The sequence below is a fragment of the Jannaschia pohangensis genome (assembly GCF_900113875.1).
Taxonomy (GTDB): domain Bacteria; phylum Pseudomonadota; class Alphaproteobacteria; order Rhodobacterales; family Rhodobacteraceae; genus Jannaschia; species Jannaschia pohangensis.
Genome location: NZ_FORA01000002.1, coordinates 375454 through 393212 on the forward strand (window position 1 = coordinate 375454; position 17759 = coordinate 393212).

Below are 17759 nucleotides of genomic sequence, written 5' to 3' on the forward strand. Positions count from 1 at the left end.
ATCGCAAGGCCTTTCCGGCAACTGTGTCCCCGCAAACACGACAAGGCCGGGCAAATGGATCAATTGCAAAGCGAAATCGAGGCAAGGACCGACGATCTTGTTTCCCTGACGCAGGACCTGATCCGCATCCCGACGCTGAATCCCCCCGGCCTGCACTATCGCGACATCTGTTCGCTGGTGGGCGAACGCATGGGCGCGCAGGGCTGGCAGGTGGAGATGGTCCGGGCCGAAGGCGCCTTGGGCGACAGCTTCAAGCACCCCCGCTGGAACGTCATCTGCCGGCTGGAGGGCAAGCGGCCCGGCGACTGCCTGCATTTCAACAGCCATCACGACGTGGTCGCCGTGGGCGACGGCTGGACCTTCGATCCCTTCGCCGCAACCCTGTCAGACGGGCGCATCTACGGGCGCGGCGCCTGCGACATGAAGGGCGGCCTCGCCACCTCGATTATCGCCGCCGAGGCCTTTGCGGCCACCCACCCCGACTTCGCCGGCGCCATCGAGATCAGCGCCACCGCCGACGAGGAATCGGGCGGCTTCGGCGGCGTCGCCTACCTGGCCGAAAAGGGTTTCTTCGACCCCGCCCGCGTCCAGCACGTCATCATCCCGGAACCCCTCAACAAGGACCGCATCTGCCTTGGTCACCGGGGCGTCTGGTGGGCCGAGATCGAGACGAAGGGCCACATTGCTCACGGCTCCATGCCCTTCCTCGGCGATTGCGCCGTCCGCCACATGGGCGCCGTCCTCGACGAGATGGAGGCGACGCTCTTCCCCCTGCTGGCGGGCAAGCGCACCGCCATGCCCGTCGTCCCCGAAGGCGCGCGGCAATCCACCCTCAACCTCAATTCCATCCACGGCGGCGAGCCGGTGCAGGACGCCGACTATACCGGCCTGCCCTCTCCCTGCGTGCCCGACCGCTGCGTCCTGACCATCGACCGCCGCTTCCTGATCGAGGAGGACATCGCGGAGGTGAAACGCGAAATCACCGCCATGATGGAACGTGTCCGCGCCCGCCGCCCCGACTTCCGCTACGAGATCCGCGATCTCTTCGAAGTCATGCCCACCATGACCCCCGAAGACGCCCCCATCGTGCAGGTGGTGCAGGACGCGGTGCAGGACATCCTGGGCAAATCCGCCGAATACGTCGTCTCGCCCGGCACCTACGACCAGAAACACATCGACCGCATCGGGCGGCTGAAGAACTGCATCGCCTACGGCCCCGGCATCCTCGACCTCGCCCACCAGCCCGACGAATGGATTGGCGTGCAGGACATGGTCGACAGCGCCAAGGTCATGGCACTGGCGCTTCGTCGATTGTTGGGGTGAGGCGGGAGGTCGGCTGTTCGGACTTTGCTGCCGTTTGTTCGAACGTATCAGATGTTAGGCTTGTAGGTCGCCAGCTTCGCGCCGAACCCGATAAAAACAACGCCCGTAATGCCTTTAAGCCACCGCTGAAAATTACCGCTTCTGGCGATCGAAGTGAGGCGAGACATCAAAAGAACCATCGCACCGAACCAAATCCCATTAATCATCGAATGGATGAAAACCAGCATGAATGATGCGGTCGCAGTCGTCTCGCCTAACGTGATGAATTGCGGGAATGCGGCCAGATAGAACATTGACACCTTAGGATTGAGCGCATTGGTCAGTAAGCCTTCTATATATGCCTTAAACAACGTTCGCCTTCTCTCGGCAGGCTTCACTTCGCCTGTGGTTTCAATGCCTTGCCAAGCGGAAACGAGTGCTTTGACGCCGATCCAACACAGATAGGCCGCGCCAAGAAATTTCACGATGGAAAATGCGGTTGCCGACTGGACCAATATGATCGAGAGGCCAAGTATCGCCATCGCTCCGTGAAGATAAAAGCCAGTGACGAACCCTGCAACGTTGGCAAACCCTGCCGCTCGCCCGGACGTCGGAACGGTCTTGGCGATCAAAACCCCATTTGGTCCAGGAGACATCACGAGCAGGCTTGCGACAAATGCAAATGCGACGATTTCGGACAACTCCATGAGCGTGTCTCCTTAATTTTCTCGTCAAGGATCGCCGAATTTCTGCGATCGCACAATACGTTAAAATGGGATCGAAACCCAACCTTCGCCACCCAATCCACCCAGAATCCCACAGCTACATCCCGGCATCCTCGACCTCGCCCACCAACCCGACCAATGGATCGGCGTGCAGGACATGGTCGACATCGCCAAGGTCATGGCCATGGCGCTTCGCCGATTGTTGGGGTGAGGCGGAATGTTGGATGTGCGGACGGAGCGGCCTATCGCGATTGTGACTCAGATGGCAGCTAGACAGTGAAAGCCACGGAAGCCCATTCCGCTCCATCAAACGAAACGGTTTGCTTCTTGGTAATGTCTGGGATCACGGTTTGCCAAAATTCGGTCGCAGGCTTGTTGTCGTTACCCCATGAAATCTCCCAGTCACCGGGGTGTCTTTCCAAAACTGCAAACAGGGCAGAGCGGCCTGCTCCCTTAAGCTGGTAGGGTCGCAAGATACAGAATTCCGCCATGAACCAGCAGGGAGTTCTTTCCCTTATCGGGCAATGGCTTATGACCATGCAAAAACCAGCAATCTCACCGTTCACCAGGATGAGGTAAGGATATTCCCAGAATTGATCAAGAAAGTCGTATTCGTACCGCCCCTGAGCATTTAAAGGAAATTTAGACTGCGCCGCCATATCGTACAGATAGAGCTGAATCAGGTTTTCAATCACCGGTTTCTGCGCGTCGTTGGCTGCAAACAGTTCGACTGTTTGATCAGCCATTTAGAACCTCATCAAAGAAGTTTTTCATACATTGGTTGCATTGCAGAAAATATGCAAATTGGCATCAAACCCGACCTTCGCCACCCAATCCACCCGGCATCCCACAACTATATCCCCGCCATCCTCGACCTCGCCCACCAACCCGACGAGTGGATCGGCGTGCGGGACATGATCGACGCCGCCCTGGTCATGGCCCTGCCGCGCCGTCCGGGCGGCGCGGGGCGCCGCGCGGGCGTCAGGCCGGGTCGCCCTCCCTGACCCGGGCCGCCAGGTCCTCGAACACCGTCACGATGTCCTCGGGCGAAGCGCGTTCCGGAACGCCCTGCGCAATCTCGTCCTCGGTCCAGATCCAGGATTTCGCGGGATCATGCAGCATCGCCCAATCGCCGAAGATCCGCTCGGTGACCTGTCGCCGAACCAGCTGCCGCACCCCCGCGTGGCGATCATCGCGCAGGATGCGGGCATAGGCCGCCGACACCATCCGGTCAGGTCCCTCCAGCAGTTGCAGATAGGTGTCGTGCCGACAGACCAGCGCCCCGGTGATCCCGTCGCGGGTGTTGTTGGTGCGCGCATCCAGAAGGATGCCCCCCAGAATGCCATCGTCGTAACCGAAGGGCTGGGAAATATAGACAAGTTGCATGAGGGTCGTGATGGCCGTCGCTCCCGCTGGACCCGGGGCGGGGCTGGGACCGGAACCGGACCTGTCGCGCCGCTGCGGGATGCGGAGACCCTAGCCCCTTGCCGCATCGGTGTCATTCCTCGAATCGCGGCGGGGTCGAACGCCCGCCATCGCGATGCCGCCGCCCCGGACGAATAGGCGCCGTGGTCGCGCAGGGTGCGGCGGAACATTTAAGATCGGGTAAAGCCGTGCGGTTTGTCTGTACGGAGGGTGTACAGGGGGTGTACCGGGGGTGACAGCCGTAACCCCTTGATCGTGAACGTCCCGTTCCGACGGCATCACGCTCCGAAAGTTTTTTTCATCCCGCAATGAAAACCCTCTCACTCGACATCAACGACCGCGGCAGCCGCTATGCCGTCACCGGCGCCCCCGCGACGTCGGCCGAGGCGGCGAGGGCAGTGGTCACGGCCCTCTGCCGCGACAAGAAATTCGCCCGCGCCACCCACAACAGCTGGGCGCTGATCTGTGCCGACGGCCCCGTCAAGACCGACGATGGCGAGGCCGGGGCGGGCATGGTCATCCTGCGCATGCTCGAGCGCGCGGGTCTGCGCGACCACGTCGTCATCGTCACCCGCTGGTACGGTGGCAAGCCCCTGGGCGGAGACCGGTTCCGCCACGTCCAGACCGCCGTTCGCAGCTATCTGGAAACGCTCTGAAAATCGACTTTCCGGCGTGTCGCCCTAGGTTCGCCCGCATGCTGACCGATGCTCAATGCCTTGATCTCATGTCCCGCCTCGGGGCCGCCTTTCCCGACGCCCGTGCGCCCGACTCCAAGGGCGGCGGCGATCCGTTCCGGTCGGTGGTGTCCTGCATGCTCTCGGCCCAGAGCCTCGATCGCAACACCGCCGCCGCCAGCCGAGCACTCTTTGCCCTGGCCGCCACGCCCGAGGGGATCCTGGCGCTGTCCGAAGACCAGATCGCCACCGCGATCCGCCCCTGCGGCCTCTACAACGTAAAGACCCGGAACCTGCGCCGGATGTGCCGCGCCCTGATCGACGATCACGGCGGCACGGTGCCCCGCACCCGCGCGGGCCTGATGTCCCTGCCCGGCGTGGGCCGCAAATGCGCCGACATCGTGCTCAGCTTCACCTTCGGCGAGGCCGTGGTCGCCGTCGATACCCATGTGCACCGGGTTTGCAACCGCACCGGCCTCGCGTCCGGAAAGACCGAGGAGCAGACCGCCAAATCCCTCGATATCCGCATCCCCGATGCCTTCCGTCGCAGGGGTCACGTCCTGATCCTCGCGCATGGAAAACAGGTCTGCAAAAGCCGCGCGCCGCGCTGCGACACCTGCATTCTCGCCGACCTCTGCGAGGGGCGAACGAAAACGTGAGTTGATCTGCGGGGCATGGTCGGCCCACACTTCCCTTGATCAAAAGGGAGCCACCGATGCGATTTCTGATCCCCCTGCTACTGCTGGCCCAGCCCCTCTCTGCGCAGGAACGTGTGCAGCTGACCGGCGAAGTCATCGACACCTGGTGCTATTTCTCGGGCGTCATGGGCGGGCCTGATTCCGTGGTGGGTTCGGCCCATCACACCTGCGCGCTCTGGTGTTCGGCGGGCGGCATCCCGGTCGGCCTTCTGGCCCCCGACGGTCAGGTCTATATGGTGCTCAAGATGGCGGGCGACGCCACGACCAACGGCGGCGACACCAATCTGCACGTGGCGTCCCACACCCTCGACGTCGACGGGATGCTCTATCGCCGCGACGGGCTCAATTACATCGTGGTCGAGACGGTGACCGCCGATCAGGACATCATCAACGCAACCCACGAGGATTTCGGCGTGATCCCCGGTTTCGCCATTCCCGAAGACGAAGCCGCCCGATGATCCGCCCCCTGTTTCTTGCGGCCCTTCTGGCCGCCCCGATTGCCGCTCAAGCGCAGGATTTCGCCGCCGGATCCGAGGCGAAGACATGGAACCTCTATGCCGAGGAGCCCGCCCGCTTCACCGCCCGCGTCACCGATCCGCTGTGCGAATTGACGGGCGATTGCGCCGCCGATTGCGGCGCAGGCAGCCGACAGCTCGTCCTGATTCGCGAGGCGGATGATGCGATGATCTTCCCGCTCAAGAACAAGCAACCGGCCTTTACCGGCGCGGTGAACGAACTTGCCCCGTTCTGCCAGCAGGTGATCGAGGTCGACGGCCTGATGCTCAACGACCCGGACATCGGGGCGGTGAATGTCTACCTCGTCCAGCGGCTCAAGCCCGAGGGCGGGGATTGGCGCAACGCGGACCAATGGACGAAGGACTGGGCCGAGGCGAACCCGAACGCCCTGCGTCCCGACGGCGAGGCCAAGGGTCCCTGGTTCCGCCGCGACCCCCGAATCCGCTCGGAGATCGAGGCCGAGGGCTATCTGGGTCTGGGCCTCGAAGTGGACGGCCCCTTCATCGCGGATTGGTTCTGATGCGCCTGGCCTGGGCCGTTCTGGCCGCCATCCTGGCCAGCGCACCCCTCTCCGCCGGGGAGGCCCCGAAACCGACACTGAACGCGGCCCTGCCCGACTCGCTCTTTCCGACGAACTTCGGCGGGGCCTACCGTCTGACCGATCATCACGGTCGCACCCGGACCGAAGCGGACCCCGACGGCAACCTGCAACTGGTGTTCTTCGGCTATGCCACCTGCGAGGCGATCTGCACCGTGGCGCTGCCGATCATGTCGGAGATGGCCGCCGATCTTGCGGCACAGGGCATCGGGGTTACCCCAATCGTCATCACCGTCGACCCGGAGGTCGATACCGTCGACTCCATGGGCCCGGCCCTTGCCGCGCACGCCCCGGGCCTTCTGGGCCTCACCGGTAGCGCCGACGATCTGGCCGCCACCCGCGCCCTGTTCCATGTAGAGGCCGAGCCCCTTTTCGTCGACCCGCTCGGCCAGACGATCTATGCCCACGGCTCCCATATCTACGTCATGGATGCGCGGGGCGGCTTTCTCACCCTGCTGCCCCCGGTCCTGTCGACCGAACGGATGGTGGAGATCGTCGCGGGCTATGCCGCCGGTTGATCTCTTGAATACGCGCCGCTCTGCTGCCTAAGCTGTCGCCAGACAACCGGGAGGGAGCCCCCATGTTCATCCGATCCGCCGCCGCCATTCTGGCGCTGACCACTGCCGCCGCCATGGCGCAGCAGACAGACATCACCATCGGCATGCAGCTCGAGCCGCCCAACCTCGACCCGACCGGGGGCGCCGCCGCCGCCATCGACGAGGTGGTCTATGCCAACGTCTTCGAAGGGCTGACCCGCTTCGGCCCCGATGGCGCGGTGCTTCCGGCCCTCGCCTCCGCCTGGCAGGTGTCCGAAGACGGCACGGTCTGGACCTTCACCCTGCGCGACGGCGTGACCTTCCACGACGGCACGACGATGGATGCCGAAGACGTGGTCTTCTCGCTCGACCGCGCACGCGCCGAAGACTCGACCAATGCGCAAAAGGCCCTGTTCGCCGGCATCGAAAGCGTCGAGGCGACTGACCCGGGCACTGTGACCATCACCCTGTCGGCCCCGAACGGGAACCTTGGCTTCAACCTGGCCTGGGGCGATGCCGTGATCGTCGCGCCCGAATCCGCCGAGACGAATGCAACCAACCCCGTCGGCACCGGCCCCTTCACCTTCACCGACTGGGTGCAGGGCGACCGGGTGGAGCTGACCCGCAACCCGTCCTATTGGGGTCCGGCCCCGGCGCTCGAGACAGCGACGTTCAAGTTCATCTCGGACCCGAACGCGGCCTTCGCGGCGATGATGGCGGGCGACATCGACGCCTTCCCGAACTTTCCCGCCCCCGAAACCCTGGCCAGTTTCGAGGCCGATCCGCGCTTTTCGGTCATCGTCGGCTCCACCGAGGGCGAGACGATCCTGGGCATGAACAACGCCACCCTGTCGGACATCCGGCTGCGCCAGGCGATCAGCTTTGCGATCGACCGGCAGGCCATCATCGACGGCGCGATGTTCGGCTTCGGCACGCCCATCGGCTCGCATTTCGCGCCGCACAACCCCGATTACGTCGACCTGACCGATGCCGCGGCCTATGACCCCGACCGGGCCCGCGCCCTGGTTGCCGAAATCGGCGAGGTGCCGACCCTGCGCCTCATGCTGCCGCCCCCGGCCTACGCCCGTCGCGGCGGCGAGATCATCGCCAGCCAGTTGCGCGAAGTAGGGATCGAGACCGAGATCACCAACCTCGAATGGGCCCAATGGCTGGAGCAGGTGTTCAAGGGCAAGGATTTCGACCTGACCATCGTGAGCCACACCGAACCCGCCGACATCAACATCTATGCCCGGCCCGATTACTACTTCCAGTACGACAACGCCGACTTCCAGGCGCTGATGGAGAAAATCGGGACGACGACCGACGGGGCCGAGCGCAGCGCCCTTCTGAAGGACGCGCAGAAAAAGATCTCGGACGATTTCGTCAACGCCTACCTGTTCCAGCTGGCCAAGACCGGCGTCGCAAATGCGAACATCGCGGGCCTGTGGGAAAACGCGCCGACGCAGGCGAACGACCTGACCGGCGTCAGCTGGACCCAGTGATCGCAGCGGGGGGCGGAAGCGCCCCCCTTTTTCAATGCAGATCGGCGCGGAAATCCGTCGCCGTCAGGGCCACATGCGCCTCCAGAGGCGGGCGCAGCGCATAGGCCCGGACCCCGCGCCGGAAGTTCCACAACCGAACCAGATGCCAGGTGTCGCGGTTGTCCTCGGCCACGGCCAATTCGTTTCGGGTGATGTGAAACGGCGTCCGCTCCCATCCGTTCGTCGTCTTGACCTCGATCAGGCGGTCGCGGCCATCGACCTCGAAACTGCGCACGTCATAGCCCGCGCCATCGCCTTGGTCGCGCGCGGTCCATTCGACCCGCGCGGCCAGGTCGGGCCGCCCCCGGTCGGTCAGGGCCGCGCGTTCATGGGCCACCACGGCGGCCTCCCCGGCCTGCCCAAGGGCGCGATTGGCGGCGTCGCGGTCGGCCATGCCCAGACGGATCGACACCTCCAGCCGCTTGGCATCCTCGACCGAGGGCGGCGCGTTCCGCCGGTGCGGGGCGGGCGCGATGAAGAAACCGCCCGCTTCCGCCATCCCGCCAGTCGGTTGATGCAGCGGCACCTCCGAGAATTGCGCCAGATAGCGCCCCACGGCATCGGCCAGCGACAGCTGGATGTTGTGTCTGGGGGGAAGGCCACCAACCCAATCCATCCCGATGGTATCAAGAACCGAAGACACGTTCTGAAACTTGAACTCGACGGCCTTGGCACTGCGGGAAATCTGCCGTGCCACGTCGCGATAGACGGCCGACTTCACCAAATCGCCATCGGCCCGCAGTGCGAAATACGCGGCCACGGTCGCGTCGTTCTCTGCATCGCTCCAGGGATCACCGGCCATGGCCGTTGATGGCACAGCCCGAACGCCGGGACCAGGTGGCCCGACATGTGACGGCCCGTCGCGTCTTGCGCCCGCCTGCCCTGCAAGCTAGCCGAAGGCATGCGGATTTTCCGGGATCATCGCCATATTCCAGCGGACGCGCGGGGAGCCTCGGCGGCAGTCGGGAACTTCGACGGCGTCCACCTGGGGCACCAGCACGTCCTCGACCGCGCGCGCCGCGACGGGGTGCCCCTCGCCGTCGTCACATTCGAGCCGCACCCGCGCGAGGTCTTTGCCCCGGACGCCCCGCCCTTCCGCCTGACCTCCCCCGAGGCGCGGGCCAACCGGCTGGCGAAACTGGGCGTGGACCTTTTGTTCGAACTGCCGTTCGACCGGATCATGCCGCTCACCGCCGAGGCCTTCATGGCCGATGTGCTGGCCGGCGGCCTGGGCCTGTCGCATGTGGTGACCGGGGCCGATTTCCGCTTCGGCAAGGGCCGGGCGGGGGACGTGGCCACCCTGCGCGACGGCGGCGCACGCCTCGGGTTCGACGTCTCGACCGCCGACCTTCTGGGCGGGTCCGAACCCGTCTCCTCCACCGCGATCCGCACCGCCTTGACCGAAGGCCGCCCCGGCGACGCGCGGGCCATGCTGGGCCATTGGCACCGGATCGAAGGCCCCGTCCTCCACGGCGAAAAGCGCGGGCGCGACCTGGGCTATCCGACCGCGAACCAGTCGGTCGACGGCCTGCACCTACCGCGTCTGGGCGTCTATGCCGTCTTCGTCGACGTTCTGTCGGGGCCGCACGCCGGCACCTATCACGGCGTCGCGTCCCTGGGGGTGCGCCCGATGTTCGGGGAGAATACCCCCAACCTCGAAACCTTCCTCTTCGACTTCACGGGCGACCTCTACGGCACACCGATATCCACTGCGCTGGTGGAATTCCTGCGCCCCGAAATGACCTTCGACGGCCTGCCCGGCCTCATCGCCCAGATGGACGACGACAGCGCCCGCGCCCGCGCCATCCTGCGCGGCGAGGTTGCCCATGGCTGACCCCATCGACCGCAGCGGCCTGCGCCCCGCGTTCTGGACCCGGCCCTTGGGCGATCTTTCGACCCCCGAATGGGAAGCGCTCTGCGACGGCTGCGGCAAATGCTGCCTCAACAAGCTGGAGGACGACGAGACCGGCGAAGTCATCCTGACCCGCGTCGCCTGCCGCCTGTTCGACGACAGCACCTGCCGCTGTTCCAACTATGAAAGCCGGCTGTCCCATGTGCCCGAATGCGTGGTCCTGACCCCCGAGAGCCTGCCCGCAGCCGCCTATTTCATGCCCGAAACCTGCGCCTATCGCCGCCTGCACGAGGGGCGCAGCCTGCCCCATTGGCACCCCCTGCTGACCGGTGACCCGGACAGCCCCCACAAGGCCGGCGCCTCGCTCATGGATGAGACGGTGAGCGAGACGTTGATCCACGAAGACGACTGGGAAAACTTTCTCGTCGAGGAGCCTTTGGGAAATGCCTGAACTCAACCTCAACTTCGCCTCCGACAACACCGGCCCGGTCGCTCGCCCGGTGATGGAAGCCATGGTCGCCGCCAATTCCGGGGGCGCGATGCCCTATGGCAACGACCCCTGGATGCCGCAGGTGACCGACCGCCTGCGCGCCCTCTTCGACTGGCCCGAGGCCGAGGTGGTGCTGGTCACCGTCGGCACGGCGGCCAATGCGCTGGCGCTGGCGGGGATTGTGCACCCCTGGCAGAGCATCCTCTGCCACCCGATCGCCCATATCGACGAGGACGAATGCGGCGCGCCCGAGTTCTACACCGCCGGGGCCAAGCTGGTGCATGTGGCGGGCGACAACGGGCGTATCGACCCCAAGGCGCTGGCCCGCAAGATCGCCGGGACCGGCGGGTCGGTCCACAACGTCCAGAAGGGAGCGCTGAGCCTGACGAACGTGACCGAGGCCGGGACGCTCTATTCGCTTGAGGAGTTGGCGGCGCTGACGACCCTCGCCCGGGACGCGGGCATCGCCACCCATCTGGACGGCGCGCGCTTCGCCAATGCCTGCGCCGCACTCGGCTGCTCGGCTGCAGACATGGTGCGGGGCTTCGACATGGTCAGCTTCGGCGGCACCAAGAACGGCTGCATGGGGGTCGAGGCCGTCGTGATGCGTGACCCTGCCCATGCCCGTGAACTGCACCTGCGGCGCAAGCGGGCCGGCCATCTGTGGTCCAAGCACCGCTTCCTGTCGGCGCAGATGCTGGCCTATCTGACCGACGATCTGTGGCTGACGAACGCCTGCGCCGCCAATGCCGCCGGTCAGCGTCTGGCCGCTGGCCTGCGCGACATCGGCGCGGTGATGGCATGGGAGCCGCAGGCGAACATGATCTTCTGCCGTCTGCCGCGCGCAGCCCATGACCGCGCGCAGAAAGAGGCGCAATACTACGTCATGGACGATACGGATGCGCCGCTCTGCCGCCTGGTCTGCGACTTCACCAAGACAGATGCCGAGGTGGACCGCCTGCTGGAATTGCTGGCGGGCTGACCCGCCAGACCGACCTCAGGCCTTTTTCTTGCGCTCCATCGCGTCGAGACGGGCCTTCAGGGCGTCATTCTCCTCGCGGGCCTTCTGGGCCATGGCGCGCACGGCGTCGAACTCCTCGCGGGTGACGAAATCGCGGTCCGCCATCCAGCGGTCCAGCATCGACTTCATCGCCGTCTCGGCTTCGGCCTTGGCGCCCTGGGCCACGCCCATTGCGTTGGTCATCAATTGGCCGATGTCGTCCATGATACGGTTACGGGTCTGCATTTTTCGGGCCTCCGGGCTGTTCCCAACCGATATGGGGCCAAGTCGTCCGAGTCTCAAGGATTGACCGTGTCGCGGGGGCCGGGCATTGCAGGCGGATGTTGTTCGCTCTCCCCTTTCCCGACATCTCGCCCGACATCTTCCGCCTGTCGCTTGGCGGGTTCGAGATCGCGCCGAAATGGTACGCCGCCGCCTATATCCTGGGAATCCTCGGGGGCTGGCTCATGGCGCGCTGGCTGGTGACGCGGTCGGCGCTCTGGCCTGCGGGCGTCACGCCGATGACCCGCACCCAGGTCGAGGATGTGATGACCTGGGTCACCCTTGGCATCGTCCTGGGCGGGCGGCTTGGCTATGTGGTGTTCTATCAACCGGCCTACTACCTTCAGAACCCGCTCGAGGCGCTGATGCTCTGGCAGGGCGGCATGTCCTTCCACGGCGGGATGATCGGCACCGGGCTGGCCGTGCTGATCTTTGCCTGGCGTCACGGCATTGCGCCCCTCGCCATCGTGGACATCGCGGCTCTCTGCACGCCCCTCGGCCTCGGTCTGGGCCGGGTGGCGAACTTCATCAACGCCGAACTCTGGGGCCGCCCGTCGGACGCGCCCTGGGCCGTGATCTTTCCGGGCAATGCCGCGCAGGCCTGCGCCAACGTGGGCGAGTTCTGCGCCCGCCACCCGAGCCAGCTCTACGAGGCGATCCTCGAAGGCGCGGTCCTTCTGGTCCTGCTCTGGGTCGTCGCCCTGCGCGGCGGGCTTCGGGTGCCGGGCCTTGTCTTCGGACTGTTTCTTCTGGGCTACGGCGCGGCGCGGACCTTCGTGGAATACTTCCGTCAGGCCGATGCGCAATACATAACCCCCGAAAATCCGCTCGGCCATGTGATCGGCGGCGCGGACTTCGGCCTGACCATGGGGCAGCTTCTGTCGCTGCCGATGGTGGCCGCGGGTCTGATCGTGATCTTCCTGGCGCTGCGCCTGCGCAAGGCATGACCGGCGCGCTGCGCGACCACCTGCTGCACCGCATCCGCACCACGGGGCCGATGACGGTGGCCGACTACATGGCCGACTGCCTGCTGCATCCGACGATGGGCTATTACACCACGCGCGATCCTTTCGGCGCGGCGGGCGACTTCACCACCGCCCCCGAGATCAGCCAGATGTTCGGCGAAATGCTCGGCCTGTGTCTGGCCCAGACCTGGCAGGATCAGGGATCACCCGCGCGCTTTGCCCTGGCCGAGCTTGGACCGGGGCGCGGAACGCTGATGGCCGACATCCTGCGGGTGGGCCGCGCCGTCCCGGGCTTCACCGCCGCCGCACGGGTCCACCTGGTCGAGGCCTCGCCGACCCTGCGCGACGTTCAGGCCCGGACACTCGCCGGTCACACCCCGATCTGGCACGCCGGCGTCGACGACCTGCCCGACGACCTGCCGCTCTTCCTTGTGGCCAATGAATTTCTCGACGCCCTGCCGATCCGCCAATACGTCCGCGCAGTGACCGGCTGGCACGAACGGTTGGTGAGCGCGGCGGACGAAGCGCTGACCTTCGCCCTCTCCCCTCCGATGCCGGTGCCGGAACTGGACCCCCACAGCGTACAGCCCGGCACCATGGTCGAACGCTGCCCCGCCCTGCCCGCCGTGGTGGGCGCCGTGGCCGCGCGCGTCGCCCGGGGCGGGGCCGCGATCTTCGTCGACTACGGCCATTGGGACAGCCGGGGCGACACGCTTCAGGCGCTGCGCGACCACGCGTTCGACGATCCGCTGGCCCATCCCGGTCAGGCCGACCTGACCGCCCACGTCGATTTCGCCGCGATTGCCGCTGCCGCCCCGCCCTGCGAGGCCTCGCCCATGGTGACCCAGGGCCTGCTGCTGGAACGTCTGGGCATCACCGCGCGCGCGCAGGCCCTGGCGCGCGGCCTCACTGGCCCGGCACTCGACACCCATGTCGCGGCGCATCGACGCTTGACGCACCCGGCCGAGATGGGTGACCTGTTCAAGGCACTGGCGCTCGTCCCTCCGGGCGCGGCCATGCCGCCGGGGTTCGCTGCATGACGCTGGAGATCATCACAACCGACCTGCTGGCCGACGTCCGCCACGGCTTCTTCACGCGCAGGGGTGGCGCGTCGTCCGGCATTTTCGAGGGGCTGAACTGCGGCACCGGATCCTCGGATCAGGCCGAAGCGGTCGAGATGAACCGCGCCCGCGTATCGCAGGCGATGGACGGCCCGCTGCGCGCCGTTCATCAGGTGCATTCCCCCGACGTGGTCACGGTGACCGGCCCCCTGCCCACGCCGACGCCGCGCGCCGACGCCATGGTGACCGCGACGCCCGGCGAATGCCTGACCATCCTGACCGCCGATTGCCAGCCGGTCCTGTTCCATTCGCCCGATGGCGTCATCGGCGCGGCCCATGCGGGCTGGCGCGGCGCGCGGGCCGGCGTTCTCGAGGCGACGGTCGACGCGATGGAAGCGCTCGGGGCCACCCCCGGCAGCATCCGCGCCGTCATCGGCCCCTCCATCAGTCAGCGCGCCTACGAAGTCGGCCCCGAGTTCATGGAAAGCTTCATCGACGAAGACCCCGCCACCGCGCGCTTCTTCGCCAATGGCAACGGCGACCGGATGCTGTTCGATCTACCGGGTTATGGCCTGTCCCGCCTGCGCAGCCGCGACGTGCTGGCCGAATGGACCGGCCATTGCACCTTTTCGGACGAACAGCGCTTTTATTCCTATCGGCGGACCACCCACCGGGGCGAGGCCGACTATGGCCGCCTGATCGCCGCCATCCGACTTTAGACACAATCGTGCCGCCGAAAGACCCCCGTCGGGTCGCCGTGCTGCCGCGCCCGCCTGCGACCTTGATCTCAGTTAATTCGGCTGATCGAGGAGCAGGCCATGTCCCGCAAAATCTGGATGGATCGGACTATCGAAGCCGCCCGCGAGGCTGATATCCGCATGCCGTGGTCGCGCAAGCCCGCGCCGCAACCGGCACCCGAGCCGTTGCCCCTGCGCGCCAAGGCCTGACGCCCCAAACGACATTCCCACAGGCCGGACCCTTGGAATCGCGGGATCCGGCCGAGACCGGACGCGGCCTAGTCTGCCAATGGGGCCGCGTCCGGCGAAATCCCGACTTCAGACCGCCGCCACTGCCGCTTCCAGCGCGTGGATCGATGCCGTAACGTCTGCCATTGTCGTGCGGTGGTTCACGATCGCCGCCCGCAGGCAGCTTTGCCCCGCGACCATCGTCGTCGAGAACACCGCCTCTCCGGAGATCTGCAATTGCGCCGCCAGCGCCGCCGCATCGCCGCGCCGGGGTCGGATCACGCAGAGGTTCGACACCACCGGCGCCGCCAGATCCAGCAGGTCCGAGGCCTCGGCCATCTCCCCCATCCGCGCGGCCTGTCGGCAATTGTCGGTGATCTGCGCGCCCAGGGCCGCGACGCCCAGACCCTGCACCGTCGCCCAGACCTTGAGCGCCGAAAATCCGCGCGACAGCTCTAGCCCGTAATCCGTCGCCCACCAGTCGCCGCCCGCAAGCCCCGCACCGCCGGCGGCCAGGTATTCGGGCCGCTCCCGGAAGGTCGCCAGATGCAGCGCCTCGTCCCGGATCAGGACCGCGCCCGCCGAATAAGGCACCGCCATCCATTTGTGAAAATCCATCGCGATGCTGTCGGCCCGCTCGATCCCGGCGGACAGGTCGCGCCACGGCGCATCGGCCAGCCGCGTCCAGAACCCGAAGGCGGCGTCGGCGTGGAACCAGAGACCCTCGGCCCGGGCGACATCGGCCACACCCGCCAGGTCGTCATAGGTGCCCAGGTTAACCGATCCCGCCGTTCCGACCACGGCCAGCGGATGCCGCCCCGCGGCCCGGTCCGCCGCAATCGCCGCCCGCAAGGCATCAAGGTCCATGCGCCCGCCCGGGGCCGCGACCTGCACGATGGCATCGGCCCCGTGGCCCATGACCTCCAGCGCCTTCTTGACGCAGGAATGCCCGCCCATCGCGATATAGACCCGCATTGGGGGCAGGCCGCCGATCCCGCTCTGGCGCACCTGCGGCAAGGCCCGCATCCGCGCACAAGACAGCGCCAGGATCGTCGCCTGCGACGTGCCCGACGTCATCAGGCCGGACCCCTCGGGCCAACCGGCCACCCCGCGCAGCCAGTCAAGGACCGCCCGCTCCACATAGGCCCCGCCCTGATCGCGCCCGCCAAGGTTGGCGTTCATCGTCGCGGCGATCATCTCGGCGGCGACACCCGTCGCCGTGCCCGTGCCGTGAACCCAGCCCCAGAAGCGCGGGTGGGTGTTGCCCGTGGCATAGGGCATCACGTCGCGCAGGATGCGGTCCAGAACGCCCGGATCGGCCGCGTCGCGAATCGCGACACGGGCGGCCATATCGGCGGGCGGTTCCTGCCACGGCAGGTCGCGCGCCGCGCGCAGACGGTCCACGCAGGCCTCTGCCGTGCGGTGCAGATCGGCGGCGAAGGCGTCCCAGTCCGAGGGGTCGAGGCGATGGCCTTCGGTCATGTCCGCATCTCCGAAAGGGATGTGCCCGTCGACAGCATGTCGGGGTCCAGTTTCAACTCGATCACCGCGAGCGTGCCACAGGCCAGTGCGGCCTCAAGCGCGGGGGCGAAATTCGCCTGCGTCTCGACGACCCACCCCTGCCCGCCATAGGCCCGCGCCAGGGCCGCAAAATCCGGATTGACCAGTTCGGTGCCCGACACGCGGCCCGGATAATGCCGCTCCTGATGCATCCGGATCGTTCCATAGCGGCCATTGTTGGCGACGATGACCACCGGGGTCGCGCCGTGCTGGATCGCCGTCGACATCTCGTTGCAGGTCATCTGGAAGCACCCGTCGCCCGCAAGGCAGATCACCGCCCGTCCCGGCGCATGGATCGACGCCGCCACCGCCGCCGGAAAGCCGTAGCCCATGGAGCCGGAGGTGGGCGCCAGCTGTGTGCCGAACCGTTTCCAGCGATAGTAGCGGTGCAGGAAGGCCGCGTAATTGCCCGCCCCATTGGTCAGGATCGCATCCTCGGGCAGCACCCGGTCCAGATGGGCGATCACCTGCTCCAGCTTCACCGCGCCCGGCGTCGGCTTCGGGGTAATCCAGGCCTCGTATTCGGCCCGCGCCTCTGCCTGCTGCGCGTGCCAGCCGGGCAGATCATCATCGCGGGCGAAGAGCGCCATCGCCACGTCGGGCGCGCGCGCCACGATGGGGTCGACCGCCGTCCAGACCCGGTTCAACTCGTCGGCACCGGGATGCACATGGATGATCGCGGGCCGGTCCCGGACCGGGTCCAGCACCTCGTAGCCGCCGGTGGCGATATCCCCGAGCCGGGTGCCAAGCGCCAGGATCAGGTCGGCCTCTTTCAGCCGCGCCATCAGCCTGGGGTTCGGGCCGACGTTCAGGTCGCCCACATAGCTGGCCGACCGGTTGTCGATCCGGTCCTGCCGCCGGAACGCGACCGCCACCGGCAGGCCATGGCGCTCCGCCCAATCCTGCAGGCAATCCCCCGCCGCAGGCGACCACTGCGACCCGCCCACGACCACCAGGGGGCGCTTGGCCGCCCGCAGACGCTCCACCAAATCCTCCAGATCGGGAACGGCAGGCGTCGGCACGACCACGGCGGGCCGGTTGGGCACATCGGCCATCGCCGACAGCATGTCTTCGGGCAGGGCCAGCACCACCGGACCCGGCCGCCCGGACCGGGCCACGGAAAACGCCCGCGCGATATATTCGGGCAGCCGCTCGGTCTGGTCCACCTCGGCCACCCATTTCACGAGGCCGCCGAACAGGGCGCGGTAATCGACCTCCTGAAACGCCTCCCGGTCCCGATGTCCGCGCGCGATCTGACCCACGAAACAGACCAGCGGCGTCGAATCCTGCATGGCGATGTGCAGCCCGGCGCTCGCGTTCGTGGCCCCCGGACCGCGGGTGACAAAAACGACTCCCGGCTCTCCGGTCAGCTTGGCGGTCGCCTCGGCCATCATCGCCGCCCCGCCCTCCTGCCGACAGACGATGTTGCGAATGCCGCTGTCGTACAGACCATCCAGCGCGGCAAGGAAGCTCTCTCCGGGGACCGAGAACACCCGGCGAACCCCCTGAAGATGCAGTTGATCGGTCAAAATCTGGCCGCCGTGCCGCATCGCGCTACACCTCCCTTGT

22 protein-coding genes are annotated in these 17759 nt (G+C 66.6%); 15 read left to right on the top strand and 7 right to left on the bottom strand.

Going from position 1 to position 17759, the window contains the following annotated elements:
- The first annotated feature begins 54 nt into the window (after positions 1–54).
- Positions 55–1323 (top strand): acetylornithine deacetylase/succinyl-diaminopimelate desuccinylase family protein, encoded by a 1269-nt coding sequence (locus BM002_RS08830; protein ID WP_092779590.1) that lies wholly within the window; start codon positions 55–57, stop codon positions 1321–1323.
- A 47-nt stretch (positions 1324–1370) separates the two neighbouring features.
- Here the strand turns inward: BM002_RS08830 and BM002_RS08835 are convergent, their stop codons facing one another.
- Positions 1371–2009, bottom strand: coding sequence for a LysE family translocator (locus BM002_RS08835; protein ID WP_092779592.1), 639 nt, complete (start codon positions 2007–2009; stop codon positions 1371–1373).
- Positions 2010–2296: 287 nt separating this feature from the next.
- The gene (locus BM002_RS08840; RefSeq protein ID WP_092779594.1) at positions 2297–2773 is read right to left on the bottom strand and encodes a GNAT family N-acetyltransferase; all 477 of its coding nucleotides are present in this window, start codon (positions 2771–2773) and stop codon (positions 2297–2299) included.
- A 51-nt stretch (positions 2774–2824) separates the two neighbouring features.
- On the opposite strand from BM002_RS08840, the gene BM002_RS08845 reads away from it, so the two are divergent.
- Complete coding sequence (locus BM002_RS08845; RefSeq protein WP_092779596.1) at positions 2825–3031, top strand: hypothetical protein; 207 nt, start codon at positions 2825–2827, stop codon at positions 3029–3031.
- Here the strand turns inward: BM002_RS08845 and BM002_RS08850 are convergent.
- Positions 3009–3413: a BLUF domain-containing protein gene (locus BM002_RS08850; RefSeq protein ID WP_092779598.1), complete on the bottom strand. Its 405-nt coding sequence runs from the start codon at positions 3411–3413 to the stop codon at positions 3009–3011. The genes BM002_RS08845 and BM002_RS08850 overlap by 23 nt on opposite strands.
- A gap of 347 nt (positions 3414–3760) precedes the next feature.
- On the opposite strand from BM002_RS08850, the gene BM002_RS08855 reads away from it, so the two are divergent.
- The 6 genes from BM002_RS08855 to BM002_RS08880 all read left to right on the top strand — a co-directional run bounded on the left by BM002_RS08855 (position 3761) and on the right by BM002_RS08880 (position 7976).
- A complete protein-coding gene (locus BM002_RS08855) occupies positions 3761–4108 on the top strand; it encodes a YigZ family protein (RefSeq protein ID WP_092779600.1) in 348 nt (115 codons plus the stop codon).
- A 38-nt stretch (positions 4109–4146) separates the two neighbouring features.
- Positions 4147–4785 carry an endonuclease III domain-containing protein gene (locus BM002_RS08860; protein ID WP_092779602.1) on the top strand — a complete coding sequence of 213 codons (639 nt, stop codon included), beginning with the start codon at positions 4147–4149 and terminating at the stop codon, positions 4783–4785.
- Positions 4786–4841: 56 nt separating this feature from the next.
- A complete protein-coding gene (locus BM002_RS08865) occupies positions 4842–5282 on the top strand; it encodes a hypothetical protein (RefSeq protein WP_092779604.1) in 441 nt (146 codons plus the stop codon).
- The gene (locus BM002_RS08870) at positions 5279–5860 is read left to right on the top strand and encodes a hypothetical protein (RefSeq protein ID WP_092779606.1); all 582 of its coding nucleotides are present in this window, start codon (positions 5279–5281) and stop codon (positions 5858–5860) included. The genes BM002_RS08865 and BM002_RS08870 overlap by 4 nt, the downstream gene beginning before the upstream one ends.
- On the top strand, positions 5860–6456 hold the full coding sequence (locus BM002_RS08875; RefSeq protein ID WP_092779608.1) for an SCO family protein: 597 nt from the start codon (positions 5860–5862) through the stop codon (positions 6454–6456). The genes BM002_RS08870 and BM002_RS08875 overlap by 1 nt, the downstream gene beginning before the upstream one ends.
- Positions 6457–6518: 62 nt before the next feature.
- Complete coding sequence (locus tag BM002_RS08880; protein WP_092779610.1) at positions 6519–7976, top strand: ABC transporter substrate-binding protein; 1458 nt, start codon at positions 6519–6521, stop codon at positions 7974–7976.
- A gap of 31 nt (positions 7977–8007) precedes the next feature.
- On the opposite strand, the gene BM002_RS08885 is transcribed toward BM002_RS08880, so the two are convergent.
- The gene (locus tag BM002_RS08885; RefSeq protein WP_092779612.1) at positions 8008–8817 is read right to left on the bottom strand and encodes a protein NO VEIN domain-containing protein; all 810 of its coding nucleotides are present in this window, start codon (positions 8815–8817) and stop codon (positions 8008–8010) included.
- Positions 8818–8916: 99 nt separating this feature from the next.
- On the opposite strand from BM002_RS08885, the gene BM002_RS08890 reads away from it, so the two are divergent.
- The 3 genes from BM002_RS08890 to BM002_RS08900 are packed head-to-tail and all read left to right on the top strand — an operon-like array spanning position 8917 to position 11339.
- A complete protein-coding gene (locus BM002_RS08890; RefSeq protein WP_092779613.1) occupies positions 8917–9849 on the top strand; it encodes a bifunctional riboflavin kinase/FAD synthetase in 933 nt (310 codons plus the stop codon).
- The gene (locus BM002_RS08895; RefSeq protein WP_092779615.1) at positions 9842–10318 is read left to right on the top strand and encodes a YcgN family cysteine cluster protein; all 477 of its coding nucleotides are present in this window, start codon (positions 9842–9844) and stop codon (positions 10316–10318) included. The genes BM002_RS08890 and BM002_RS08895 overlap by 8 nt, the downstream gene beginning before the upstream one ends.
- Positions 10311–11339 carry a threonine aldolase family protein gene (locus BM002_RS08900; protein ID WP_092779617.1) on the top strand — a complete coding sequence of 343 codons (1029 nt, stop codon included), beginning with the start codon at positions 10311–10313 and terminating at the stop codon, positions 11337–11339. The genes BM002_RS08895 and BM002_RS08900 overlap by 8 nt, the downstream gene beginning before the upstream one ends.
- A 15-nt stretch (positions 11340–11354) precedes the next feature.
- On the opposite strand, the gene BM002_RS08905 is transcribed toward BM002_RS08900, so the two are convergent.
- Positions 11355–11603 (bottom strand): accessory factor UbiK family protein, encoded by a 249-nt coding sequence (locus BM002_RS08905; protein WP_092779619.1) that lies wholly within the window; start codon positions 11601–11603, stop codon positions 11355–11357.
- A 95-nt stretch (positions 11604–11698) separates the two neighbouring features.
- On the opposite strand from BM002_RS08905, the gene lgt reads away from it, so the two are divergent.
- The 4 genes from lgt (at position 11699) to BM002_RS19640 (ending at position 14612) form a co-directional block, all read left to right on the top strand.
- Positions 11699–12586, top strand: coding sequence for a prolipoprotein diacylglyceryl transferase (gene lgt, locus BM002_RS08910; protein ID WP_092779621.1), 888 nt, complete (start codon positions 11699–11701; stop codon positions 12584–12586).
- Positions 12583–13644, top strand: a complete 1062-nt coding sequence (locus tag BM002_RS08915) for a class I SAM-dependent methyltransferase (protein WP_092779623.1) — start codon at positions 12583–12585, stop codon at positions 13642–13644. Before lgt ends, BM002_RS08915 begins: the two co-directional genes overlap by 4 nt.
- Entirely contained in the window at positions 13641–14384 is a 744-nt protein-coding gene (gene pgeF, locus BM002_RS08920) for a peptidoglycan editing factor PgeF (RefSeq protein ID WP_092779625.1), read from the top strand. The genes BM002_RS08915 and pgeF overlap by 4 nt, the downstream gene beginning before the upstream one ends.
- Positions 14385–14483: 99 nt before the next feature.
- Entirely contained in the window at positions 14484–14612 is a 129-nt protein-coding gene (locus BM002_RS19640) for a hypothetical protein (protein ID WP_281243817.1), read from the top strand.
- Between the two features lie 108 nt (positions 14613–14720).
- Here the strand turns inward: BM002_RS19640 and BM002_RS08925 are convergent, their stop codons facing one another.
- Positions 14721–16112, bottom strand: a complete 1392-nt coding sequence (locus BM002_RS08925; RefSeq protein WP_092779627.1) for a pyridoxal phosphate-dependent decarboxylase family protein — start codon at positions 16110–16112, stop codon at positions 14721–14723.
- On the bottom strand, positions 16109–17740 hold the full coding sequence (locus tag BM002_RS08930) for a thiamine pyrophosphate-binding protein (protein ID WP_092779629.1): 1632 nt from the start codon (positions 17738–17740) through the stop codon (positions 16109–16111). The genes BM002_RS08925 and BM002_RS08930 overlap by 4 nt, the downstream gene beginning before the upstream one ends.
- Between the last annotated feature and the right edge of the window lie 19 nt (positions 17741–17759).